General features: G+C 49.1%; 19 protein-coding genes. 5 read left to right on the top strand and 14 right to left on the bottom strand.

Annotated features, from left to right (window positions below):
• Nucleotides 1–6 precede the first annotated feature (6 nt).
• Nucleotides 7–822 carry an SDR family oxidoreductase gene (locus tag IEV19_RS06860; protein WP_188369917.1) on the bottom strand — a complete coding sequence of 272 codons (816 nt, stop codon included), beginning with the start codon at nucleotides 820–822 and terminating at the stop codon, nucleotides 7–9.
• Complete coding sequence (locus tag IEV19_RS06855) at nucleotides 819–3101, bottom strand: M28 family peptidase (protein WP_188369916.1); 2283 nt, start codon at nucleotides 3099–3101, stop codon at nucleotides 819–821. Before IEV19_RS06855 ends, IEV19_RS06860 begins: the two co-directional genes overlap by 4 nt.
• A gap of 122 nt (nucleotides 3102–3223) precedes the next feature.
• Here IEV19_RS06855 and IEV19_RS06850 point away from each other — a divergent pair, with 122 nt between their 5' ends.
• Nucleotides 3224–3694: a CBS domain-containing protein gene (locus IEV19_RS06850; protein ID WP_188369915.1), complete on the top strand. Its 471-nt coding sequence runs from the start codon at nucleotides 3224–3226 to the stop codon at nucleotides 3692–3694.
• A gap of 45 nt (nucleotides 3695–3739) precedes the next feature.
• Here the strand turns inward: IEV19_RS06850 and IEV19_RS06845 are convergent, their stop codons facing one another.
• The 4 genes from IEV19_RS06845 to IEV19_RS06830 all read right to left on the bottom strand — a co-directional run bounded on the left by IEV19_RS06845 (nucleotide 3740) and on the right by IEV19_RS06830 (nucleotide 9642).
• Nucleotides 3740–4090, bottom strand: coding sequence for a hypothetical protein (locus IEV19_RS06845; RefSeq protein WP_188369914.1), 351 nt, complete (start codon nucleotides 4088–4090; stop codon nucleotides 3740–3742).
• 85 nt (nucleotides 4091–4175) lie between these two features.
• Complete coding sequence (locus IEV19_RS06840; protein WP_188369913.1) at nucleotides 4176–4919, bottom strand: ankyrin repeat domain-containing protein; 744 nt, start codon at nucleotides 4917–4919, stop codon at nucleotides 4176–4178.
• A gap of 9 nt (nucleotides 4920–4928) precedes the next feature.
• A complete protein-coding gene (locus IEV19_RS06835; protein WP_188369912.1) occupies nucleotides 4929–8075 on the bottom strand; it encodes a VPS10 domain-containing protein in 3147 nt (1048 codons plus the stop codon).
• A 19-nt stretch (nucleotides 8076–8094) separates the two neighbouring features.
• Nucleotides 8095–9642: a M20/M25/M40 family metallo-hydrolase gene (locus IEV19_RS06830; RefSeq protein ID WP_188369911.1), complete on the bottom strand. Its 1548-nt coding sequence runs from the start codon at nucleotides 9640–9642 to the stop codon at nucleotides 8095–8097.
• A gap of 225 nt (nucleotides 9643–9867) precedes the next feature.
• On the opposite strand from IEV19_RS06830, the gene IEV19_RS06825 reads away from it, so the two are divergent.
• The gene (locus IEV19_RS06825; protein WP_188370748.1) at nucleotides 9868–10203 is read left to right on the top strand and encodes a single-stranded DNA-binding protein; all 336 of its coding nucleotides are present in this window, start codon (nucleotides 9868–9870) and stop codon (nucleotides 10201–10203) included.
• A 123-nt stretch (nucleotides 10204–10326) separates the two neighbouring features.
• A complete protein-coding gene (locus IEV19_RS06820; RefSeq protein ID WP_188369910.1) occupies nucleotides 10327–10752 on the top strand; it encodes a hypothetical protein in 426 nt (141 codons plus the stop codon).
• Between the two features lie 252 nt (nucleotides 10753–11004).
• On the opposite strand, the gene IEV19_RS06815 is transcribed toward IEV19_RS06820, so the two are convergent.
• The 6 genes from IEV19_RS06815 to IEV19_RS06790 form a co-directional block, all read right to left on the bottom strand.
• Entirely contained in the window at nucleotides 11005–11523 is a 519-nt protein-coding gene (locus IEV19_RS06815; RefSeq protein ID WP_188369909.1) for a ferritin, read from the bottom strand.
• A gap of 92 nt (nucleotides 11524–11615) precedes the next feature.
• A complete protein-coding gene (locus IEV19_RS06810; RefSeq protein ID WP_188369908.1) occupies nucleotides 11616–12518 on the bottom strand; it encodes a histone deacetylase family protein in 903 nt (300 codons plus the stop codon).
• A 3-nt stretch (nucleotides 12519–12521) separates the two neighbouring features.
• A complete protein-coding gene (locus IEV19_RS06805; protein WP_188369907.1) occupies nucleotides 12522–14879 on the bottom strand; it encodes a hypothetical protein in 2358 nt (785 codons plus the stop codon).
• A 93-nt stretch (nucleotides 14880–14972) separates the two neighbouring features.
• Nucleotides 14973–17051 (bottom strand): methionine--tRNA ligase, encoded by a 2079-nt coding sequence (metG, locus tag IEV19_RS06800; RefSeq protein WP_188369906.1) that lies wholly within the window; start codon nucleotides 17049–17051, stop codon nucleotides 14973–14975.
• A 145-nt stretch (nucleotides 17052–17196) separates the two neighbouring features.
• Nucleotides 17197–18891, bottom strand: a complete 1695-nt coding sequence (locus IEV19_RS06795) for a DUF1501 domain-containing protein (protein WP_188369905.1) — start codon at nucleotides 18889–18891, stop codon at nucleotides 17197–17199.
• Nucleotides 18892–18901: 10 nt separating this feature from the next.
• Nucleotides 18902–20410 (bottom strand): DUF1800 domain-containing protein, encoded by a 1509-nt coding sequence (locus IEV19_RS06790; protein ID WP_188369904.1) that lies wholly within the window; start codon nucleotides 20408–20410, stop codon nucleotides 18902–18904.
• 192 nt (nucleotides 20411–20602) lie between these two features.
• Between IEV19_RS06790 and IEV19_RS06785 the strand changes: the two genes are divergently transcribed.
• Nucleotides 20603–20962 carry a YraN family protein gene (locus tag IEV19_RS06785; RefSeq protein ID WP_188369903.1) on the top strand — a complete coding sequence of 120 codons (360 nt, stop codon included), beginning with the start codon at nucleotides 20603–20605 and terminating at the stop codon, nucleotides 20960–20962.
• Between the two features lie 44 nt (nucleotides 20963–21006).
• Nucleotides 21007–21666, top strand: coding sequence for an aspartate kinase (locus tag IEV19_RS06780; protein WP_188369902.1), 660 nt, complete (start codon nucleotides 21007–21009; stop codon nucleotides 21664–21666).
• 18 nt (nucleotides 21667–21684) lie between these two features.
• On the opposite strand, the gene mfd is transcribed toward IEV19_RS06780, so the two are convergent.
• Both mfd and pdeM read right to left on the bottom strand, forming a co-directional pair.
• Entirely contained in the window at nucleotides 21685–25053 is a 3369-nt protein-coding gene (mfd, locus tag IEV19_RS06775; RefSeq protein WP_188370747.1) for a transcription-repair coupling factor, read from the bottom strand.
• A 52-nt stretch (nucleotides 25054–25105) separates the two neighbouring features.
• Nucleotides 25106–25741 carry a ligase-associated DNA damage response endonuclease PdeM gene (gene pdeM / locus IEV19_RS06770; protein ID WP_188369901.1) on the bottom strand — a complete coding sequence of 212 codons (636 nt, stop codon included), beginning with the start codon at nucleotides 25739–25741 and terminating at the stop codon, nucleotides 25106–25108.
• Nucleotides 25742–25765: the final 24 nt, after the last annotated feature.

Here is a 25765-nt window from a genome sequence, read left to right as displayed (position 1 = left end):
GATGAATTATTCGACAGGATGGTCTATGGGGGTCTTAAATTCGAATTCCAGTGATTTCAGAGTTTTTGACGTGATGACCTTCCCCGACCTGCCCGCGTACTCCTTTTTGTAGACCGGGACAGGCAGGCCCCTGAGGTGCGCTTCCCTTGTGTAATATTCTCTTTTTGGAGGATGGTCCGGATATGCGGCATTGAACAGTTTACCCCACCAATTTTCAGTGATGATGGTCGATAAGAGGGACAGGCAGTCATCCAGATGTATGAGGTTTACCGCATCATCTCCATTGGAGAGGTTTTGCTGGCCCGACAAATAGGTCACCGGGTGGCGGTCCGGGCCGATGAGGCCTCCAAACCGAACTACTGTACATTCCATTGAAGGGTCTTTTGTGAAGAGAGCCTCCGCAGAGACAAGGGCTTTGGCCGAATCGGATGAAGGTTGTACTTCCGTCTTTTCGTGTACTTCTCCCTGAATATTCCCATAGACCGAAGTACTGCTGACAAAAAGGATTTTTTCAAGATGGGTGATCCTGCAAGCCTCGAATAACTGTTCCATCTTGGCGGCATAATCCGATGTACCATTTTTCCGGCCCGGGGGTACATTGACCACAAGGATATCGATCTCGTTCAGGAATTCGATGAGGTGTCCCTTCACCCCATCCCGGAAGAGTTCTATATAGAAGGGATTGATCCCTTCCTCTTTCAGCACCTCAAGGTTGGCCTTGGTGGTGGTAGTTCCGGATACCGGGTATCCCAGGGAGATCAATTTCCTTCCCAGGGGAAACCCCAGCCATCCGCAACCCAGTATTCCAATACGCGGTTTCAATGCCTGATGGATTTAACGGTGATCACGGCATCATTCAGCACAAAGGGCATGGGAATATTTTCTTCCGGCCTGGGAGGGATAGCAAATGACGGATTCTTCAGGAGGTCATTCGAGGCCTCATAGAGGGTCAGGTTTAATTCTTTCCCTTTGGGAAGACTCAATTCCAGATAGGTGGAATCGTTGTCACTGATGTAATGAGTGAGCAGCCTGTAATTTCTGCGTTCCTTAAGATAATAGGGAGATAGCTCCACCCCGTTCACTGATGCCGATAAAATGGGAGTATCACCCGAGAATACTTCCAATCGGTTTACAGGGCGCTGGGGAAATATCCCTACCTCCAGAAAGCGGGTATTTCCCAGGGTCGTATCTTTCTCAATGGTCACCACAGGCCCGGGAATATCCCTGGCACCCGTTCGTGCCCAGTAGGAATAGCGGGTATTGTATTTGCTCCCCGGAACATTGTTCTCCGCTGAGCCCTGTTCCCTGATATCGTTACCCATGATCCCTCGCGTCCACTCAGATAACTTATTCTCATAGGTTGCCCACATGGATTGCTTTTCGTCGGTGTTGAGCAGGTATACAAGACTGGTTGGTTTCGCTCTTTCACGTGTAAAATCCGAATGAAAATGTGCCACAATGAGGCAAATGACAAACCCTTCAAAAGCAATGATGCCCAGGGTTTTTTTGTACTTATATCGGGCTGCCAGTGGCAGGAGCAAGACAAAACACAAGGTAGTGATCAAGGTGGTGGTGATGACCATCTTCATGCCCAGGGCTACGGGGAACATGGAGGCAAAAGGGGCGTAGATGAACACAGCCGGCAGGCCCAGGAACAATAGTAGCAAGGGATCCGGTTCCTTTTGGTAGAGGAGGAGCAGGAGAGATGCCAGTAGTGCGAATACAGGAATGATAAAAAAGCTGGCACCCGGGAGGTATTCGGCCACGCCCCAGCAGATGGCCAGCCAAATGAAAAGGGGACCTATGAGAAGTTCCGGAAGGCTGATCGTGGTAAAGGGGCGGTATGCCCAGAAACTTACCGCGAGTGACAGGAATACGAGAGCCAGTATATAGATGTGTCCGTTATAAGGGAATCCATGCAGGATGTCTGTATATTGCGGATAGACGGCTGTGATGACCGTCCACGCAAAATACCCTATGACCCCATTGATCAGCAGAGTGATCAACAAGGGGACAAATCCCAGGAGTACCCCTTTGATCTTCAGGACCTGATTTCTGAAACCAAAAACCAGTAGACCTCCCAGAATAGCCAGGGCGAGATACCACATAGGCCATATCCAGTCGAAGGGATAAGAGACCATCTTAAACACCGGGATATTGAAATAGACATGATCGTTGAGGCTTTTCATTTGCCCTAGATCTGCTTCGCTGAAATAGTGGAGCAGGGGCATGAGATAACTTCCCTGGTGGGTGAGGGAATTGCGGTCAAGGCGTTCATAGGAATCCCGGACTGAATGATAGTCGAAGTGATCATCGATGAAGGCAAAATTAAAGCCTTCAATATCCCGGTCCTCCCTGAAGACGGTTAGGTCCGTATCATTGGGGAGCAATTTATAGATGCTGTAGGCCAGGGAATTCGAAACGGGGTATTTCGGGTCAGCTGAGATGAAGGATTCAATGAGTTTTTCATTCCCCCTGTTGGTCTCCATGAACATATAACTGGGGCCTCCGCTTCCCCTTGCCTCGAAGTTCAGGATGAGTCCGACGTCTGAGGTCCAGGGATGGCGATTGGCAAAGAGATCGGCTCCGTTGAGGCCCAGTTCTTCTGCGTCTGAGATCAGGATGATAATGTCGTTCTTCGGATTTTTGTTCTCAGAAAGGAATGCGCGGACCCCTTCGAGGATAGTGGCCACCCCGCTTCCTGCGTCACTGGCTCCCAGGGAGGAATGCGGGTTGCTGTCATAATGAGAAAGAAGGAGCAATGCCTTGCCCTCTCCACTGCCTTTAATCCGGCTGACAATATTGGTCGCTTTGCTGAAGTTACCCCAGTCGCCAGCGGTATATCCCTCTTGCAGGCTCACCTCCAGGCCCATTTCTTCCAAGGCCTGCACCAGGTAGTCCCTCACTTCGGCATGCGCAGGAAAGCCAACCGCATGGGGTTTCCTGGAGATCTCCTTTACGTGTTCCAGGGCGCGGTCCGTGGAAAAGCCATAGGTCTTTTCAATATCCTTGTTCGATCCGGAGGGCGTGAGGGAGTGAAAACTCCAGTAAACGGCGAGAACAAGCAGTGGCAGGGTGATCCAGAGCCGGGTGTTTTTCATCGGATTTTAATCTTCCTTAAAAGTAAAAAAAACTGCGGGCCCGCTGCCGTTTGTCGACTAATTTTAAAAGGTATGCCCAAAATTCCTATATTTAAGGCTAACCATTTTAAAAACAAACAGGTATGGGGATTAAAAGTTTTATGGGCCGTAGAGCCAAGGAAGTGTCCAAAAAAGAGTACAATGCCCCTATTTTGGTGGAGGATTATATGTCCAAAAAACTGATCACCTTCAATCCGGAGCAATCCGTTCTGGAGGTCATGGAATCCTTTGCCAAGAACCGAATTTCAGGGGGCCCTGTGCTGGATGACAATGGTTTTCTGGTCGGGATCATCTCTGAGGCCGACTGTATGAAGGAGATCTCTGAAAGCCGGTATTTCAATCAGCCTATCCTGGATAAAAGTGTGGAGCGCTTTATGACCAAGGACGTGGAGACCATCCCCCACGACATGAGTATATTTGATGCGGCAGGAGTTTTCCACAAGAATAAAAGGAGAAGATTACCCGTGATGAAAGACGGACTCCTGGTTGGGCAAATCAGCAGAAAAGATATTGTTGTTGCTGCTCTGAAACTCAGCAGTCACAACTATAAATAATAGACCCTGTTCAAGTAAATTGAATAGCCTCTGATCTTTCAGGGGCTATTCTCTTTTTACGATCATGTAGTAGTCATTCCCCAGGGGGAGGTACCCCAGGTCGTACACAAAGAAATAGGTATTACCTTTTTTCGTGGTGTAGAGATTGGTGATATGTTCAAAATGGAATCCCTTGTCCAGCAGTCTGTTCTTCGGTATTCTGGCCTTTCCGCCCTCCAGAAAAACACTCTCCAGGATTCGGTAGTTTTTTCTCAGCCTGTTGTTGATGTTCCGAACGAGGTTTCTGCTGTCCTTGTTGAGTTTGTTATTGAAGGCATTACGGCAGTAATCCGCACAGAATTTTTTGTCTGTTCGTCCCCTAATCGGCTCCCCGCATTCCAAACACCTCCTGTCCATTGGATCTCTCAGCAAAAGAAGTGTCAAAGATGCTCCCCGGGACCGAAAAGAACAAGCAGAGAATTACAAGGTGAAGCAGTCCTGATCAGGAGTTGAGATATGTATTGGGAACATTCCGGGGAGTATACGCTATCCCATAACCGTGTTTCAGCAATTTGGAGATCGTTTTGCTGATTGTTATTTCGCTGCGATGCATCTGCGGTAACAAACCCATCATCGCATAGCTTATCGGATTTACAGAAGGTATAAAGGTCTCCCAGTCGTACCCTTTTCCCCAGATAAGACCTTTGACAGTCAAGTCTAAACGGGCACCCTTTGACAGGAGGAAATCGAGCATCTCGGCCGACTGATCGCCGTTTTGGTTGACCGTATGAAAAATAGGGGATTGTCCTCCGAAGCCATGGGAATCCAAACCTGCGGTAGCATTTACATCTGCTCCGTGTTCTACGAGGGCCTCCGCACATTGTACATGATTGAATTCTGCGCAAATGTGCAGCAGGTTGACCCCAGTCAGAGGCGTATAAGCACATCGAAGGTCGAAGGATCGATGGAGAGTCTCGGGGTCCTTTGCAATGATTTCCTCCAGGGATGATTGATCATCCAGAAGAACAGCCAAAAGCGCTTTATCCTCAAACTCCAGGCCGTAGTCCACGAAGAGACGAACACACTCCTTAAACCTCGGGCTTCTCAGATACTCACTGGTCAGTTCGTAGATAAGGGGTTCACCCCTGAAGGTATCATTTGGCTTTACGCCGTGTTCAAAACAATTTCGGATACCATCCACATCGTGAAGTTCGATCTGTTCTATGATATCCTTTTTGTAATCCATCTCGGAGCCTCATTCTTTCATGATCAGGGCCGGTAATTCCAGACCTTTATACATGGTGTTAAACAACAGCATTTCTGTCTTCATAATCATCTGCCATTCCATTTCGAATTGTACCCACTCATTCAACAGGTCTGCGTACCGTTCCTTTGCTCCTGCTGTTACTTTGGGTTCCGCGGCATCCACGTAATCCTTCAGGTTCATCAGCTCGGCATTGAGCTGGTTATGGAAATTGATCACATCCTGGAAGGTCTTTTGCTTAGGCTGGATAAGGTTTTCCTCCCATCGATCTATGCGTGTAACCAGACTGTCGCCCATGGCAAGGAGATCCTTGGCGCGACCGTTGTCCTTAAGCAGGGCTTTGTATGCCTTGACCTGCTTGCGGACCGACCGCATTTCATTGACGGCCCTGTGGATGTTCGAGATCATGGTTTCGATATCCGTGAGCAATTTCTGCTGTTCTGCATAATCTGCTGAAGTGGCTTCTACATGCGGGTTTTTCAGCACATTTACTTCTGTCTCAGCAGTCTTATCCCCGAGTGAAAGCCTGAGTTGGTAGACGCCGGGGGCTACCCTTGAACCGGCATAATTTCCGTAAACAAACACTTTATCCACCGCCGGCAAAGGATCCCGCCTGAAATCCCAGGTAAACCGATTGTATCCTTGCTTGGCCGGTATGACCTCAGGTTTTGAAGGGCCTCCCGGCCACGACTTAAATTCCTTGTCGGGCTTGCTGGAGTAAATTCGAAGGGTCTCCCCGTTTTTCATAATCTCCAGGGTAAGGGGGATGCTGTCTGCTTTCTCATCCAGGTAATAGTCGATGGTCACCCCTTGTTTAGGATTCTGACCTAGTCCCGGAATTGGCCGGTCTGTACTACCCCCGAAGATCATGTAGGTGTCTTTGGGTTTGATGATCGTCAGGGACTGACCGCTGAGGGGAGCTGACTGTATCGCACCCAGGTCGTCCAGAATCCAGAAGGATCTACCTGCAGTGGCCACCACGAGGTCATTGTCCTGAATGATCATATCGTTGATGGGAACCACGGGCAGGTTGAGCTGGAAGGGCTGCCAGTTTTGTCCGTCATTAAACGAGATGAAAAGTCCGGTCTCTGTTCCTGCATAGAGCAACCCACGTCTTTTGGGATCTTCCCGTACAACCCTTACAAAGGTATGAGGGCCGGAGATCCCATTGGTGATCCTGGTCCATGTCTGTCCGTAGTCTGAGGTTTTGAAAATATAAGGGTTCAGGTCCATGAATTTGTAACGCATGGCCACCACATAGGCCGTCGCCGGGTCATGGGGTGAAATTTCTATGCTGTTGATGATGCTCTCCCCCAGTTCCTTAGGGGTAGCATTCTTCCAGGTCTTCCCTCCGTCCCTGGTGATATGGACCAGCCCATCATCGGAACCCGCCCACAGGACGCCTTGTTCGTGGGGGGATTCCACCAGGGCCATCAGGGTGTTGTAGTTCTCCCCTCCGGCAGCCTCATTGGTGTAGGGACCTCCACCGGGGCCCTGTTTGCTCCTGTCGTCACGGGTGAGATCCGGACTGACGACGGTCCAGCTCTGTCCTTCATCTGTCGATTTGAATACGACGTTGCCGGCGTGGTAAATCGTATTTCTGTCGTGAGGGGATGTGATGATAGGAGCGTTCCAGTTATAGCGGTATTTAAAATCCGAAGGGACGTTCCCCAGGGCCAGTTCCGGGTATTCTTTGATAGCCTTCCCTTCGCGGGAGGCCTTTACCCATTTTTCGATGATGCCTTGGTAACACCCTCCGTATACGATCTCGGGATTGTCGGGGTCGAAGGCGAGGAAAGCACTTTCACACCCGGCCACGGAATACCAGTCCTTCCAGTCGATGCCCATATCGTTGGTCCTGCTGGCGATAGAAATGGCAGAATTGTCCTGTTGCCCGCCATAAACCCGGTAGGGTACCTGGTTGTCTGTGATCACGCGATAGAATTGAGCGGTTGGCTGAATGGCCTGGGAACTCCAGCTCCGGCCCCCATTGTTTGAGATATTGGCGCCCCCGTCGTTAGAGTTGATCATTTTCTGGTTGTCAAAAGGGTGGATCCACAAATGATGGTTGTCCCCGTGTGGAGTTGGGAGGTTGGAGAAGGTTTTCCCCCCATCTATGGATTTGGTGACAGGGGCATTTAATACATAAACCGTATTCTCATCCTGAGGATCTGCCAGGATCTCCATATAGTACCAGGATCGGGCTATGTTGATCCGGTCCTTGTTGATCTGTGTCCATTTTTTCCCTGCATCGTCTGAGCGGTATACACCTCCCTTTTCACCCTCCGCTTCTATCACTGCAAATACACGCTCCGGATTGGCCCTTGAGACCGAAATGCCTGCCTTTCCGAATTCTTTGGGCAACCCTGCCTTCATCTTGTCCCAGGTAAGTCCCCCGTCAGTGGATTTAAAGAGCCCCGACATGGGCCCGCCTGATTCCATGGTCCAGGGATAGCGCCTGTGCTGCCACATGGAGGCATACAGGATAAGGGGATTCTTTATGTCCATGGAAAGGGAAGAGGCGCCCGTGGTTTCATCCAGGTAGAGGACCTTTTCCCAGTTTTGTCCTCCGTCTGAGGACCTGTAGATGCCGCGTTCTTCCGAAGGACCGTACTGTGCACCCTGGGCGGCTACGAAAATAATGTCGGGGTTAGTGGGATGAATGACCACATCAGAAATATGCCTGGTGAATTCCAGACCTATGTGTTTCCAGGTCTTCCCGGCGTCTGTCGATTTATAGACTCCATCACCCATAGAGGTCATGACCCCCCTGGCGGCGTGTTCTCCCATCCCGACCACGACCAGATTGGGGTTGCTTTCAGAAACGGCGATGGCGCCGACAGTACCTGTCTTGAAGTGACCATCCGAGATATTTGTCCAGGTAATGCCGTCATCCGTTGTTTTCCATACACCTCCCCCTGTACTTCCCATATAATAGGTCATAGGTTCTTTGACCACCCCTGAGGAGGCCACACTACGTCCGCCTCTGAAGGGTCCGATGTTACGCCATTTCAGGCCTTGAAACAAAGAATCTTCTACAGCAGGAGGGGCAGGAGCCTGGCGTGACCTTCGCCTTTGTGCTTCTGCAGAAGCAGGGATGATCAGGATGACGATCAAAAGGAACTGAATAATTCTCATGGTATGCTCGATTTTCAGGTTAATCTATCCCGCCTTCACGGTTAGGGGATCGAGGAGTTGGCCACTCTCTTTGTTCCCCGGTCCTGGGGTTTATTGAGAGGACGGCCTTTTCCCTGGAGGTCTTTTCGGGGTCTTCGCTGGCCATATAGGTCAGGATGGCTGTCAGGATCACGTTATTGCGCACATCGTCAAAAACGATCTTGTCATAGGTATCCAGGTTGGTATGCCAGGTGTAATTCCAGTAGCTCCAGCTGAGGGAACTCAGGGAAAATGCAGGTGCGCCCATAGCTACAAAGGAAGCGTAATCAGATCCTCCTCTCCCGGGATTCCCCGGGAATGTGGTCTCGATATGGCGGGTAATGCTTTCGGGTACGGCCTCCAGCCACCTTCCGAGGTATTCATAGGAATGAAGAAAACCCTGTCCGGAAAGATTGACAACCCGACCTGTTCCATTATCCTGGTTGAAGAGGGCCTGCAGGCCTTCGACCACCTCAGGACGGTCTTCCACAAAGGCACGGGAGCCATTGAGTCCCTGCTCTTCACTGCCCCAAAGACCGACAATAATGGTTCTTTTTGGGTTAGGGTATAGTTTTTTAAGGATGCGGGCTGTCTCCATCATAGTGATGGTTCCGGTACCGTTGTCTGTAGCCCCCGTGCCTCCGTCCCAGGAATCGAAATGGGCTGAAAGCACGATGTATTCATCGGGAAATTCCGTTCCCGGTATAGTGGCTATGGTATTGAAGGTAGGTACCCTGCCCAGTTCTTTGGATTCTGCGACGATCCTGATAAGGGGATCACGACCGTTCTCCACCAGGCGATAGAGCATACCATAATCTTCCAGGGACAGGTCTACTACAGGGATCTTTTTTGTGCCTGCACTAAAGATCTTGTTAGCTCCAAATCCAGAAGACCAGCGCGATTGGACGATACCCACGGCACCGGCTTTCTCGAGGGCTTCGTTGAAAGTCCGGCTGTTGTAGCCCGTATTCCTTATTTTTTGGTTCCATGCATCTTCCATGGCATCCCGTTCGGCTTTCATTTTCTCGAAGGACTCAGGGGTGGCAAATTCTTCCCAATTGTAGTCTGGGCGTCCCGTGGGCTGAGGCATAGATACCAAAACGAATTTGCCTTTTACAGCCGGCACCCATTTGGCAAAGGCTGCAGAGTCGGCCATGGTCGGAATCGTGATCAAATTAGCAGTAATACCTTTCGAGGAGGTACCCGGACTCCATGCGAGTTGACGCCCGCTCAGGGAAACCACCCTGGGAGAGAGCATATCGATGTGGGTGATCCCTCTTTCCCATCCCCTCCAGGTGCCCCAGGCTTCATTCTCCGCGGAAATCCCCCATTTAGAAAAAGTGAAGACCGCCCATTCGTGTGCATTTTCCATTTGAGGCGTCCCTACCAGTCGGGGTCCGACCACGTCCATGAGTTCATGAGCGAGTGCAGGAAGCTGAGAATTCTCTGTAGCCTCTTTTTCAATAGCAGAGGCCATTTCGGCCGGAGTTTGTGCATTGATCAGCAGGAAGCCGGAGAAAAGAAACAGAAGGAAGTGTATATTTTTCATGTAAGAACAGGAATTTGTTTAGAAGCTCCAATATATAAATAATTATGATGTATGCCGCCCGCTTGAGAGAGGGTAAAACCCATCAGCCTATCGCAAGTGTTTACAATCGTTTACAAACGAAAATAAGCATGTAACAACCAAGTATATCTGCCCGGTGAGGATAAGTTTGCAGGGTCGGGATAAGAACCGATTGTATTAACTGTTTAACCGTAAAATGAAGAAATGATGAATGCAATCCGAAACAAAGTGCAGTTGATTGGAAACCTCGGGCAGGACCCTGAAGTGGTAAACCTGGAAAGTGGCAACAAGGTGGCCAAATTCTCCATCGCCACCAATGAAACCTATAAGAACACGAAGGGAGAAAAGATCACCGAGACCCAATGGCATAATGTTGTGGTCTGGGGGAAGCTGGCCGATGTGGTGGAAAAATTCCTGTTAAAAGGCAGTGAAGTGGCCGTTGAGGGTAAGTTGATCCACAGGACGTATGAGACTAAGGAAGGAGAGAAGCGGTACGTTTCTGAGGTCAAATGCAACGAACTGCTGATGCTCGGGAAACAGTGATCCGTCACATGGTCGATAAAGGGGGTATTTTACCCCCTTTTCTTTTAGGAATCATGGAATATAGCTACCTTTTATATTCTCTTGCAGAAAATTTATAATACTGAAAAACAAGAGATTAGGCGAATGACTACTCTTAAATCTATATTGATCTTTATTTGCGTCCTCTCTGTGGTTTGGGGGTATGCGCAAGGAGATGGAACGCCTGTGAGCATATTGGATTTTTACCAGGAAATGGCACTAAACGATGCGCAGATGGAGGCATCTCTCAGGTTTTCTTCCCCAGAGGATGAAGCCGATTACTGGAAGGATCAGCTCTTTTTTGAAAAGCAATTAAAGGAGAAAGAATACACCGCTTACAAAACTTATATTTTCTACAAGAGAAAGGCGTATAGAATGCATCAGGAGGGATGCGATATAAAGGCCAACCACGGGAAGGGTTATAACTTACAGGCCCGTTTTTACCATAAGCATGGGAGTACAGAGGAAGAGGAGAAGATGAATGCTTCGGGTGATCTCAAACCCGTATCCCTGGTAACCCGGTGGCATTGAATATCAGGCAACTTTTTTCAGAAGGTCGAAGCAAGGACAGCGTTTACAGCGCTTGGTCTCGCACTTCTTGTATTTCTTACAGCATTTTGATTTGCAGTTATCACAGGAGAGGGCTCGCATTGTGGCCTCGTAGGCCTTGACCTGTTTTTTTAGCTTCTTCTTGATTTCCTTTTTCTTCTTGCCCATTCGGCTATGCTGAACGAGTCAAAAATAATTATTTTTATTTAGAATCAATAAAGATAACGTGTTAAATTATTGGGCCATATCCGAAGCAGCGCTATCCGCAGTGATCTGTTGCACATCCCTGTCAAAGAGGTAGAGTCCGCCTTTGTCATTCCCGATCAGGTTGATCTTATCCAGTATATTTCGTGCCAGCGCTTCTTCTTCAATTTGCTCAGCTACATACCATTGCAGGAAATTATGGGTGGCGTAGTCTTTCTCATCAAGGGATACCTGTACCAATTCGTTGATACTTTTGGAGACAAAAATCTCGTGTTCGTAGAGTTCCTGGAACATCTTTTGGAAGCTGCCAAAATCTTTTTTAGGGGCTTTGAGGTCTGTGATATGGGCGTGACCACCCCTTTCATTCACATACTTTATAAGCTTGAGCATGTGCATCCTCTCCTCATCGGAGTGACGGTACATAAACAGAGAAATCCCTTCCAGTCCTTTTACTTCGGCCCATGAGGCCATTGAGAGATATACCTGTGACGATTCGGCCTCTACTCGGATCTGTCCGTTCAGGGCCTTTTCCATTTTTTTACTGAGCATACAATATATTTTCCATAAAAATAAAGAAACTCTGTCAATGAGTTTATGACATTCTTCAGTTGTTTAAAAAAGAATTCAGGAATATCGATCGATCAGAAGAAGAGTTGCCTTGCCAGGCGAAAGGTATTGGCATGTGCCTCCACGATCACCCTGATCTCTTTCGAATACCCACCTCCCATACTGCATTGCAGGGGAATCCCCAATTTCCTGCAGGTATCCAGCACAAACGCATCCCGTTCCTTACAGCCCTGAGAGGTCATGGACAGGGTCCCCAATTTATCGGTCGACAGTACATCTACCCCACAGAGGTAGAAAATAAAATCTGGTTTTTCCTCGTCTATAAGCTTCGGGAAGACGTCCTTTAGTATGGACAGATACTCTTCGTCTGTAGTCCCTTTTTTCAGCTCTATGTCCAGGTCTGAAGTTTCCTTCTTGAAGGGGTAATTGGAACTGCCGTGCATGGAAAAGGTAAAGACAGAAGGGTCTTCCCTGAAGATCTGAGCCGTACCGTTACCCTGGTGAACATCCAGGTCTGCGATCAGAATCTTTTTGGCCTTTTTTTCCTTGAGGAGATATCTCGCACCAATGGCCTGGTCGTTGAGGAGGCAAAATGCTTCCCCCCGATCCGTGTAGGCGTGGTGTGTTCCACCGGCAATATTCATCGCGATGCCGTTTTCGAGGGCGTAATCACATCCTTTGATAGTGCCGTCGGCGATGATACGCTCGCGTTCCACTAGTTCCTTGCTAAGCGGGAAACCGATCTTACGAGCCTCTTTGGGAGGGATCCTGATATTGACCAGGTCGGTATAGTAATCCTGATCATGTACGGCCAGGATATATCTGTCGTCAGGGAATTCCGGTTCAAAGAAGTTTTCAGGGGTACAGGTGCCTTCGTATATGAGTTGTTGGGGGAGCAACTCGTATTTGATCATGGGAAACCTGTGCCCCTCCGGCAAGGGGTGTTTATAGATGGGATGGAAAGCGATCTTAAGCACAGATTACTGAATCTTTACCTCCACTACGTCCGTTACGAATTCGCGGTCGTTGACGATCCCCTCGATAAACAGTTTTACAGCCGGCAATCCGTAATTCAGAAAACTGAACTCCCCTTTTCCTTCAGTGTCCAGCACTACATTGGGATGCCAGTCGATCGCCCCAAAAGAGTTGAAGAATTCCCCGGAGGGATTGTTGTAAATAGGGTTGTAGAATCGCTTGTCGTACGAAAAGGTAAGGGGGATATCATAATCGACCAGACTTTCCCCTCCCAGGCCATTTCTCTGCAACTTAGAAGGGTCAGTAACGATCCGGATAACGCCACCTCCGCCCCTGATACCTTCTCCTACCCCGGAAGGATTGATTTCGATATAATCGACAATGTCCATGCTAAAGCGGTACAGTACACTGAAGTCTGTCAGCAACACCCCATCGAGAAAAATAGCAGGTCTTGCATTGTTTAGTGAATTAGGGGTCCTGGCGACAATGGAAAAGGTACCGGAATTATCGTTCACGATGTACCCCCTGGAACTCAAATAAGTACTCAACCACATATTGCGCCTCCAGTCATTATCTTCGAAAAACTCCACCCTGCCTATTGCTTTATTCCTGATCTTCTCAATCCGTTTCTTTTTGCTTTCTTCCAGAAGTAATACCTCGTCAAGCATCTGTACTTCATAAAACCCTTCAAAGGCTGTCGTTTCTTCAGCTTCTTTCAAGATCCGGTTTTCCCTGTTTCCAAGGAGGGACACTTCATTCAGCCCCAGGTTAGGTACGAAAGAGGGTTTAAATTGGACGAAGACCCTGGGTGGGTACCAAGTTCCGTTTTTATCAATAGCAGCAACACCCAGTTTCTCATCGTTGATGGGGAAAAAATTATCTCTGGAAAAGAATTTTTGCTCTTCCCCGACAGTCACAAATTCCGAATCATTGTATAAGGTTGGGGATATAAAGTATTCGTTCGTTCGCTTCTCATTGAAGGTCACTTTATAGGTAAGTCCTTTTTCAAAGTCGAACAGATATTTCGGAGGTTTATTTCGCACCGTATTCCACTGATAGCTGCTCCACCCCTGGGTGATTAGCAGGTTGTCCAGTTCGTAGATCTTCCTGGGGGTGATGTTGCTGAAGTAATAGGAGGCCTTCTCCACCGGTCCGCGGACATAAGGATTGAGCAGGGTGTAGGACGGCAGATTGTGATGACTTTCCTGGGCTTCCGTCCTTTCGGGCAGGACGGAGACGCTTAGGCTGTTCCAGTACTTTGGATCCAGCCCTTCAACTGAAAAAGAAACCCTGACTGAATCCGCTGCAAAATTTATCTCCGGGGCAGTTGCTTCGTGAATGACTATGCCTTCATGATTAAAATACAATCGTTCCAGGACGGGAGTTCCGGAAGCGTCAAAGAGGGTAATAACATTCACGCCCGGATAGAGGTCGCTTTTGGGAAAAACCTTGACCACCTTGGGGTTGTCCCGGAATGATATGTCGATGGCCTTGATGCTGTCCCCGTTGTGGATGCTCAGCATAAAATCCTGGTCTTTTTGCCATTTGTTGTTGAACCTGGCATTGAGGATCAGGCCTAACTTATCTCTCAGATCCTTTAGTGTACAGGTAACCCCCTGGGGCTCGATATACCCTATGGGAATCCTGAAATCCTTGTTCGCGATCCGAAATACGGCATAATAATCTTTGCCCTGTTCGGGAATCAGCAAAAATCGTCCGATTCCGAAGGCATTGAGCTTAAAACCTGTGACTACATCGCCGTCATCGCTGACTATCTCCCCTTCCAAAAAAGGGAACCCAAAGCCCTTGTCGTCTTTGATGATCGCTCCGAAATTGGTGTTTACTCCCACCAGGGCATGGCCGCTCTCCGGAAGGAACTGGGCATCTACTGACAGTTCCGTTTCAACAGGCGCGATCTCCTCGGTTTTCTCCGGGTCGAGCACCGTCAAAACCTGTTCAAAATAGTTGGGTTCAGAGAAATTCCGCATCCAATTTGTAAACCCTCTGAAGTGATAGGTTCCGGTGGTGAAGGTGCTATCCAGCCGGATGACCCCACTGCCTACCCCATTCTCAATCCGGATCAATTGTTGTTTTACAACCTTACCCAGGCTGTCAGTGACCGTACAGTAGAAATTTTTCGTCTCCAGGGATCTTTTCTTGGTGTCCTTGTCCAGGACATAGGCTTTAAAACCAATCCCTTCCCCTTTAATGTAAACGGATTTGTTCAGATGGACGAAGGCTACTTCACGGGGCAATTCTGAATAGGCCTCGAAAGCAGGCAGAACATCTTCAAAGGATCCGGGATTTTGGGCATGGGTAAAAAGGGTGGTCAACACGGCAAGTGTACAGAAGAAATACTTCATTCAGAGCGGATATAAAACGTAAGGTTGCCTAAAGAAAGGTGATTCTTACAAATTATAAAAGGCCTGGGCTTGTTAAAACCGTCATAAACCGGATCAGGAGATAGTAGTCCCGTTTGGAACTTCAGTCTGATCGGGATTCAGAAAGGTCAGTTTGCCTTCCGAATCCTCTGCCATCAGAATCATGCCCTGACTCTCCACCCCTCGCAGGGGCCTGGGAGCCAGGTTTACCAGTACCGTCACCTTTTTCCCAAGGATCTCATCAGGGGTAAAATGCTCGGCTATACCCGAAACAATGGTACGCTGGTCGAGTCCGGTATCCACTTTGAGGACCATGAGTTTTTTCGTTTTCGGCATTTTTTCAGCTTCGAGGATAGTACCTACCCTCATGTCCATCTTGGAGAAATCTTCGTACGTGATCGTTTCTTTTTGAGGCATGATGTTCTTATTATTGGATTCGTTTGCATCCCGGGTAGCCCGGAGTTTCTCAAGCTGTGCTTCTATCTCCTTGTCCTCAATTTTGCGGAAGAGCAACTCCGGTTCTCCCAGCTTGTGGTTTTCCGGTAAAAGGACTTCCATGGCAGAGATGCTGTCCCAGTTAAGCCCTGGTTTTAACCTGCCAAAGTTGAGCATCTTTTTCAATTTTTCAGATGAGAAAGGCAAAAAGGGTTCGCTGAGGACCGCCAGGGCCGCTGCGATCTGCAGGGCTGTATGCATGATGGTCCCAACCCTAGAGGGATCTGATTTGATCACCTTCCATGGCTCCTGGTCGGCCAGGTATTTATTGCCGAGCCGGGCCAGGTTCATCAGCTCCTGTCCGGCTTCCCTGAAGCGGTAGCGCTCGAGGGAATCCGTTATGCTGTGCGGGAACTTCCGCATACTATCAAGCGTTTCCCTGTCCTCTTCATTCAGGGCAGCAGGTGAGGGGACCGTGCCGTCAAAATATTTTCCTGAGAGTACGACAACCCGGTTCACAAAGTTTCCAAAAATGGCCACAAGCTCGTTGTTGTTACGGGCCTGGAAATCTGCCCAGGTGAAATCATTGTCCTTGGTCTCAGGGGCATTGGCCGTGAGCGTGTACCTGAGCACGTCCTGGGATGCAGGGAAGTCTTCGAGGTATTCGTGCAACCAGACGGCCCAGTTCTTGGATGTCGAGAGTTTTTGGCCTTCCAGGTTAAGGAATTCGTTGGCCGGTACGTTCTCGGGCAGAATGTAATCGCCATGCGCCTTCAGCATGCTAGGGAAGATGATGCAATGGAAAACGATGTTATCCTTCCCGATAAAATGAACGAGCTTGGTGTTTTTGTCCTGCCAGTATGGCCTCCAGTCCTTGCCCTCTCGTTCTGCCCATTCCTTGGTGGAGGAGATGTATCCTATAGGAGCATCGAACCATACGTATAGTACCTTGCCTTCCCCTCCTTTCACCGGAACGGGGATACCCCAGTCCAGATCACGGGTAACCGCTCTGGGTTTAAGTCCGTCGTCTATCCAGGATTTACACTGACCGTAAACGTTCGGTTTCCAGTCGGTTTTATGGTCTTCCAGGATCCAATTCTTCAAAAAGTCCTCGTATCGTTCCAGGGGTAAGAACCAGTGTTTTGTCTCCTTTAAAGTGGGCTTTGCCCCGGACAGGGTCGATTTCGGGTTAATGAGGTCGGTGGCGTTGAGGGAAGACCCGCAATTCTCACACTGATCTCCATATGCTTCTTCGAAACCGCATTTAGGGCATGTTCCTGTGACAAACCGGTCTGCCAGGAACTGCTGCTCTTTCTCATCGTACAATTGTGCGGTGGTCTCTTCCACAAAATCACCCTGCTCGTACATCCTGTGGAAGAAATCACTTGCGGTCTTATGATGAACAGGTGCCGAAGTGCGCGAATAATTATCGAAGGTAATCCCAAAATCCTCAAAGGATCTTTTGATCATCCCATGGTATTTGTCGATGAGTTCTTTAGGAGTGACACCCTCTTTTTTTGCCTTCATGGGGATGGCAAAGCCGTGTTCATCGCTGCCACAGACAAAGGCGACCTCCCTTCCGGTAAGCCTCAGGAAACGGGCATAAATGTCGGCAGGGATATAGACCCCGGCCAAATGGCCGATATGGATCGGGCCATTGGTATATGGCAGGGCAGCAGTGATCGTATATCGAGAGAATTCCTTGGGTTTTGACGCCATCAAGCTCGTGGATTAAGGCACAAAAATAAGTATTTTTTCACGCTCCCTTCCCCCGTGGAGAAAAAAGAAAGCCCTTGTATTCATCAGCTCGTTTTGTTTTTATGAACCGGGAATACAAGGGCCGCTATAGCGACGTAGGGGCAGCTTATGCTACCATAACGGATTTAGACATCTTTCGGTCCTGCACCTGGATGCGGTAGATGTACTTACCGGTAGAGAGATGCTTAGGCATCCTTTCGCGTATGTTGATCTCCACAGACCCTTCGAACATCATCTCGTTGTAAATCGTCCCCACATTCTGTCCGAGGATATTGTACAACTGAATATCCACATGAGCACTGAACGGCATCTCCAGATAGATATGAGGCGTCTGCTGGGTAGGATAAAAAGGCTTATGTACGATGGCATTGAGCAATTCATCACTGGGATCTTCCGAATTCGGGTCGTCCGGGGTAGGCGGGGTGAATGGTTCATCGCTGTAGGCGATGTCAGGGAATTCCACTCCGCTACAATTAAATCCGAGGTTGACCGGGTTATACGGATGGTCCAGCAGGTGCTGTTCCACCAGAGGGATGGGGACGCACATCCATTCTGCCAGTACGGTGGCATAAAGATCCCTGAAATCCATAGTGTATTCTAGGTTACCCCTGCCGTTGGGATTTTCCAGGGATGGATGATCCCCGACAAAGGCGCTTCCGTTCAACCCTGAACCGAAGAAAAGAGTAGGAGCCGCCTTACCGTGGTCGGTACCATTGGAGCCATTTTCAAAGATCCTCCTTCCAAACTCGGAGAAGGTCATACTCAGGACCTTATCATCCTGCTGGGTGAACGCCAGGTCGTCATAGAAATTATTGACTGCGATAGACAGGTTGGTCATGAGGCGTTCGTGAGCAAGGGGCTGATTTCCATGGGTGTCAAAACCTCCCATAGAGATCATGTATACTTTTGTTCCCAGATTTCCCTTGATGAGTCTCGCCAACAGGGCCAGCTGCCGGGCAAATCCGTTGTCCTGGTATTCTACCTGATTCTGCCCCCTCATGTAAGCCTCGTGGATCAGTCCGGCGTATTCATAGGTGGTATTGGCTACCCCCCGGAGGAAGCGGAGCTGATCTCCGTACATACATTCATTGAACAGGGCGGGGTCCAGGCTGTACTGTACACCTGTTTCCGCGATCTCCTCTAACTGGTCTATGTTGGAGGTTACAAAGGCGTAATTGGTCTCTTCACCCTGGAAGACCAGGTTTCCAAATTGCCCGATTTGTATGGCTGCCGGAGAGGCAGGCGGATTGATCAGATAATCCGGGTATATATTTTCAAAGTATCGGCCCATCCATCCCGTGTTGAGACCGGAAAATCCTGTGGTCGTCAGGTCTGTATTGGCGTAGATGTCAGATCCGGTAAAGTGAGACAGGCTCTGATTCTCGTATCCTACCCCATGTACGGCCTTGAATTGGCCTTCACCCCACATAGCTTCGAGGGAACCCATATAGGAAGGGATTCCAAAATCATCGGTAAGCTTCAAAACCTTGCTTTCCGGGATGTAGATATTGGGACGGGCATTTGCGTAGACGTCGTATTGTTGGATGGGGATCACGGTGCTGAGACCATCATTACCTCCTGAAAGACGGATCAGGATCAGAATGTTGTCAGAATCTGCGTTGGCAATGGCGGCGGTCAGAGGAGACGGAGCCGAGGCGGTGAGCATATGGCTGCCCAGCATCATGGAACCCGATCCTGCAATTCCCAGGGCCTGCAGGAAGGAGCGCCGACTCCAGAACTTGTGTTCTTCGTCGTGGCCGTTGTTGTTCTTTATATCGATGGGTATATGATTGTTGCACATAACAGTAGGTTTATTTTAGTTGAAACTCGGGTTGTCTTGACAGATGCATCAGCAGCAAGAAGACCTGCTGGGGAACTTCAGGGCTCACGGAGAGCATCCAGAGACCAAGGCCTCCGGGGGTGTAGTCCGGCCCGTAGTATTCTTCCGGAACATCGTCTATCTTAAAGACATCCAGAGCATTCTGGAAATCCTGTTCTGTAAGCAGTCCCAGGGGGGTGAATTTGTTCACCAGGGCGCGGACCACGGTTTCAGGATTGCTGGTATTGCTGTCTGCAGGCCCAACGGCATCCATAGCCAGGGTCCTGAACTGCTCCTGGTTTGCCTGGAAAAAGAGTTCCAGGTATACTTCCAGGGTCAGCCACCTTCCGATGATAAAGTTGGTGTTGATCCAGGTGCGGTCTCTTTGCCACCCGGCCACATCCACTGGATCGAACAACTCCTGTCCGAGCAGTCTTGTGGTGTCTACTACGTTGAGTAACGTATTGTCATTATATGCAAAGCTGGTTTCATTGATAAGGTTGAGGTAGAGGTCGAATGGGCTCTTGATAATGACTCCGATTGCCTCATCGTCAAAAAAGTGCTCACTCCTGAAAAGTTGCGACAGAACCGGGGCGATCTCAAAGTTGTTGGCTACCATGGTCGCTGCCATTCCGCTGATGATGGCCTGAGCGTTGCCTGCGTCATCGTCAGCATCCGGGTGAACAAAGAATTCGTATAGTTTTCCGCAAATGAAGGTTGCGATTTCATTCGGGCGCTCCTGGAACAGGATGTCGATTACGTCATCGTAATTCCAGTTCCCGGTCTGTCCCAAAATGGTCTTGGAGCCTGCGTCGAAACTAGTAGGGTCGAACAGCGGTTGAGTACAACCGATATCTCCTCTTTCCGTATAACCGGACAGGGCTCTTGCAGTTTCAATGATATCCTGTTCTGTGTATCCGTTCCCTTCTCCGAGGGTAAAGAGCTCGTATAATTCCCTGGCGTAGTTCTCATTGGGGTTGTTCCCATTGTTGTAAGCCCCATCAAGGTAATAGAGCATGGCACTTGTGAGGCCGATCTCACTGACGAAGGTTTTAAAGTTCCCAATAGCATTTCGCTGCAGGCAGTCTGTGTAATAATACAGGAAGCTGGTACAGTCATATACATCCAGTTCGGTGACGAAATGGTTGCTCCAGAAAAAGCTCAGCCTGTCTCGGAGGTTGTTGTTCAACAGGGCATTGGTGTAGGTGACGGCCCATTCTTCGGCCTGGGTACGCCTGAGCTGCCTGGCCAGGTCATCGTCGTCAGGATAATTGCTATTATTCCAGTCGGCCCATGCCGGAGGGGCAAGGGGTGGCATGTTGACGGCTTCATTGATCAGGGAGTCTACCAGGGTTCCTGCATTCTGGCCCACAGCCTGATCCACGGTCTGAACGGAGGCACTAAATCCCAGTCTTCTGTACAAATGCGCCGCCCGGACTTTGTCCAGGGGTGTAGTGTAGGGCGCTAATGTAGAGATGTTACAATTAACGAAAAATTCCATAGTTGTTTTTTAGGCTTTAAGAACGTTCATGTGTGTAGGGGCAAATTCTTAACGCTTAATACAATTCCTTAGTATGGAAACGGGCGGATATTCGATATCCGGAATTCTAATGTACAATCTCAGGGTCGAAATCAGGGTCTAATGCATCCTTTTTTCGATGAAATACCCTATTTTGTTAATTTTCAGGGGAGTATGAGGCTGCAAAATGAGTTGGGGAGAAAGGGGGAGGATTTGGCTGCCGGATGTCTGGAGATGAAGGGATATACCATCCTGGAGAGGAATTACCGCTTTGGTAAAGCAGAAATAGACCTTATTGCAAGGAAAGGCAACACTCTGGCTGTTGTGGAAGTTAAGATGAGGCGTGCCGGGCACCTGCAATCCTTGAATGATACGATAGGGTACAAGAAAAAAAGCCTTCTTATTCAGGCCGCCGACCATTACGTGCTGGCAAATACACTGGAGGTCGAGGTCCGATTCGATATTGTCTACATTCTGCATCACGATACAAGGCATTCCCTGGAACACCTGGAAGGGGCCTTTTCTCCCTATTGAAGAATCGTTCTATTTATAACAAATTGTTATATTTGAAATAAAACATGAAGACCATTTCTTCAGTGGTGGAGCAGTATATCCGGAAGAAGCCCTTTCTTCAAAGTGCCCTTTCGCAAGGGATCATAAACCTTACCTCCCTTTCCCGCATCATAAAACCTGAGATCCAGGAAGAACTCGGGAAAGAGGTCCGGAACGGAGCTATCGTCATGGCCTTGAAAAGACTCTCGGACGATCTCGAATTCAGGGCGACACACAGGATCCTTAAAGTACTCAAGAATATAGGGGAGATCACCGTCAGGTCGTCCCTTACCGATTTCACCTTCCTCGTCTCTGAGACCATACTCGATAACCAGACCCAGCTCCTGAAAGAGGTCAGCAAGAACAAAGAGGTATTTTATACTTCTTCCCGGGGCGTGAATGAACTGAATATCGTGGTCAGCAACAGCCTGGACAGTGTTGTGGAGACACTCTTCAAGGCCGAGAAATGCACCCAAAAGGCTACAAATCTTTCCTCCATCACCGTGAAGTTACCGGCTGAGAATGTGTCCGTTCCCGGGATCTATTACTTTATCTTCCAAAGGCTGGCGTGGGAGGGCATCGTTTTGTACGAGGTGATCTCCACCACCAATGAATTTACTATCATCGTCAATGACGAGCAGGTCGATATGGCTTTTAAGACCATAAAGGATCTCAAAAATCTGTGATGTGCTTAAAAGGTATTTTCAGGAGAGATTCGGAATTGCCAGGGCAGTCTCCCCGACCAGGGAGCGAAGGGCTTCCAGTGCTTCGGTCGTAGAATGGATCTTTTCGAAGATCAGCAATAGCCTCAGGCCATTTCGCGTTTGTTTTTCCTTGATCCGACAAACCCCGGGATGTTTCTGCACGTATTTGAGCAGGTCTGTAAAAGTCTTGCTCTGGTAAAAAGACGACTCCTGATCGCCTACAAAATAACCCAGGAACTTTCCTTTTTTCATTACTACTTTTTCAAGCCCAATCCGACTCGCCAGCCACTTGATACGGACCGAGTTCAGCAGATCCGATACCTGCTCCGGCAGGGGACCGAACCTGTCTCGGAGATGCACTTCGTATTCCAGTAGATTCTTCTCTTCAGTGATCTCGTTGAGCTCCGTATACAGGGTAAGTCGCTCGGTAACGTTGTTTACGTAGTCGTCCGGGAAAAGGAGTTCAAAATCTGAATCGATCTGGGTATCCTTAACATATTGCTTCTCAGTACCTTCCTCTTCATAAAGGTCCCGGAATTCGTTTTCCTTGAGTTCTTCAATAGCCTCGGCCAGGATCTTCTGGTAGGTCTCGAAACCGATCTCGTTTATAAATCCGCTTTGCTCCCCACCCAAAAGGTCACCAGCCCCCCGGATCTCCAGGTCTTTCATCGCGATGTTGAATCCACTGCCCAGTTCTGTAAACTCTTCCAGGGCCTGTATGCGCTTGCGGGCTTCCGGGGTCATAGCGTCATAGGGCGGGGTGATGAAATAGCAAAATGCTTTTTTATTGCTCCTCCCAACCCGGCCTCTCATCTGGTGGAGGTCGCTCAACCCAAAATTATTGGCGTTGTTGATAAAGATAGTATTGGCATTGGTCACGTCCAGGCCACTCTCCACAATGGTAGTTGAGACCAGCACATCGAATTCCCCATTCATAAAACTGAGCATGAGGTTTTCCAGTTTTTTACCTTCCATCTGCCCATGGCCCACCCGGATCTTAGCATCCGGGACCAGTCGTTGCAACATCCCGGCAACCTCTTTGATATTCTGGATCCGGTTGTGGATAAAGAATACCTGCCCGCCTCTCTGGAGTTCATAGGAGATAGCATCCCTGATCGCCGCCTCGTTCAACCGGATCACATGGCTTTCGATGGGGTATCGGTTGGGCGGCGGTGTTGTGATGACTGAGAGGTCTCGGGCGGCCATCAGGCTGAACTGTAGGGTTCGGGGGATAGGAGTTGCGGTCAGGGTGAGGACATCCACGTTCTCTTTCATTGCCTTTAGCTTGTCCTTCACGGCAACCCCAAATTTCTGTTCCTCGTCTACAATGAGTAGGCCCAGGTCCTTGAAGACCACGTTCTTGTTGACCAGCTGATGCGTACCTATGATAATGTCGACCTTCCCTTCAGCCAGGGCGGCGAGGGTCTCTTTCTTTTCTTTGGCGGTCCGGAAACGGTTTAAATACTCCACCCGTACCGGCATATCGCTGAGGCGTTCCGTAAAGGTCCGGTAATGCTGGAAGGCCAGAATGGTAGTGGGAACCAGTACCGCTACTTGTTTTCCGTTGTCGACGGCTTTAAAGGCGGCACGGATCGCTACCTCAGTCTTGCCAAAACCAACATCCCCGCAAATTAGGCGGTCCATAGGCCGTTCACGTTCCATATCCTTTTTGATATCCTCCGTGGCGGTCACCTGGTCCGGGGTATCCTCATACAGGAAGGAGGCTTCCAGCTCGTGCTGTAGGTAACTGTCCGGAGCGTAGGCAAAACCCTTGTCCAGCCTCCTCTTGGCATAAACACTTATCAGATCGAAGGCGATCTTTTTAACCCTGGATTTGGTCTTTTGCTTGAGCTTTTTCCACGCAGCCGAGCCCAGTTTGTAGATCTTCGGCGCCGCCCCGTCCTTCCCGTTGTATTTTGAGATCTTGTGAAGGGAATGGATACTCACATAGAGGATATCCCTTTCTCCGTACATCAGTTTGATGGCTTCCTGGGTCTTTCCTTCCACATCGATCTTCTTCAGTCCCCCGAATTTCCCGATCCCATGGTCGATATGGGTCACGTAATCGCCAACGCTCAGTTTGTTGAGCTCCTTCAGGGTGATGGCCTGTTTCTTGGCGTATCCGTTCCTGATCTGGAATTTGTGGTATCGCTCAAAGATCTGGTGGTCCGTATAGCAGGCAACCTTCAGGTCGTCATCTACAAACCCATCGTGGATGGGAGTTACCAGGGTCTGGTAATGAACGGTTTTCCCGATCTGGTCGAAGATATCGTGGAAGCGTTTTGCTTGTTGTTCCGAAGAACAAAAGATATAGTTGGTGTACCCCCGACTTTCATTCTCGTTCAGGTTTTCCAGGAGAAGGTCGAATTTCTTATTGAAGACGGGTTGGGGTCTTGTATTAAAAATGATTTCCTCTGTGACATCGTCCTCCGATCCGCTGCGGAAAGTGACCAGGGGAAACAGCCCCAGCTCAGATTCCAGGGTATCGGCACTGATGAATAATTCCTCGGGATGCTGGTGCTTGATCTCCTCCGAGAGGGATGCAAAAGCGATCTTGGCTTTTTCGAAAAAGGAAGTGATCCGCTCGTGCAGTACCTCTACATCGCTCACAAATACCGTAGTATTTCGATTTATGTATTTAAGGAAGCTTTCCCTGGTTTCCGCTGTGAATTTGTTTTCCACATTGGGAATGATCGTGATCTTCTTTACTGGGTCTACAGAAAGCTGGGTTTCCACGTCAAAGGTTCGGATGCTATCTATTTCATTGCCAAAAAACTCAATTCGATAGGGCTGGTCATGAGAGAAAGAGAAGACGTCCAGGATACCGCCCCTAACGGCAAACTCTCCTGGTTCAGTGACAAAATCCACCCGGTGGAACTGGTATTCAAAGAGCACCTCGTTAAGAAAGTCAAGGGAAAGTGAATCCCCCACCTTTAATTTTTGGGTGTTGCGCTCGAGTTCCTTACGGGTGACTACCTTTTCGAAAAGGGCATCGGGATAAGTGACAATGACAGCCGGTTTCTTTCGCGAATTGATGCGGTTCAGGACTTCCGCTCTGAGAAGGACGTTGGCATTGTCCGTTTCTTCTATCTGATAAGGTCTTCTATAGCTTCCCGGGTAGAAAAGGACCTCTTCCTTACCTATGAGCTGTTCCAGGTCATTCAGGCAATAAGCGGCTTCCTCCTTGTCCCGAAGCACCCAGAGAAAGGGGTGGTCTGATGTCTTAAATGCATCTGCCACAACAAAAGACCTGGCAGATCCTACCAGTCCGGTAAGGGTTGTCTTCTTTTGAGATTGGGCAATAGCTTTTCCCAGTTTCCCGAGTTGGGGAGACTGATCGTAGACTGACGGGATGGTGTGGTTCGCCACCGGCAATTTTTGTGCAAAGATACGGTCCAGACTGTGCCCTTGCAAAGTGGGGTTATATTTTTATAACTGAAGCTTCGGCAATGGCATAGACCTCGTCTCCCTCGCATTTTTCGAGGATGTGGGATCCTGTGAACGTACCGAAGGCGGGAAGGATCAGTTGGTGTTTGTTCTTGAAGAAGCAGGGGAGCCTCAGTGACTGTCGCCCATGTCCCCTGAGCCTGACGGCGGGGTGGATATGACCTGACAAGTTGAAATACCCTTGCCTTTCTTCCGGATAATGGGTCAGGAGGAAAGGCCCCCAGGTGAGTTCAGGTACCAGGTCGATACCCAGCGCTTCATACTTCAGGGGAGAGATAATATCGTGGTTGCCTGCTACCAGAATGAATTCAACTTGAGATTTTTTTACCCAGGACTCGAACCGATGCCATTCACTGTTCATGCTGGAATGGAACAGGTCGCCCAGAAAACAGACTTTCTCGGGCATAAAGTAGTTCAGGTTCTGTTCCAGTACTTCAAAATTCTGATCGATGGCTTTTTGAGGCACAGGAGATCCAAATTTTCTGAAATGGGTGATCTTTCCCAGGTGCAAATCACTGATGAGCAGCGCAGATTCTTCCTTCCAGAACACAGCGCCTGAGGGATGAAGCTCAAGGTGTTGACCTGCAATTATAAGGGTCTGGGTTGTCATGCTCTCAAAGGTAAGAAGAAAGGT

The organism is Muriicola marianensis (assembly GCF_014638095.1).
GTDB classification, from domain to species: Bacteria; Bacteroidota; Bacteroidia; order Flavobacteriales; family Flavobacteriaceae; genus Muriicola; species Muriicola marianensis.
This window is presented reverse-complemented; position numbering and strand designations above follow the sequence as displayed.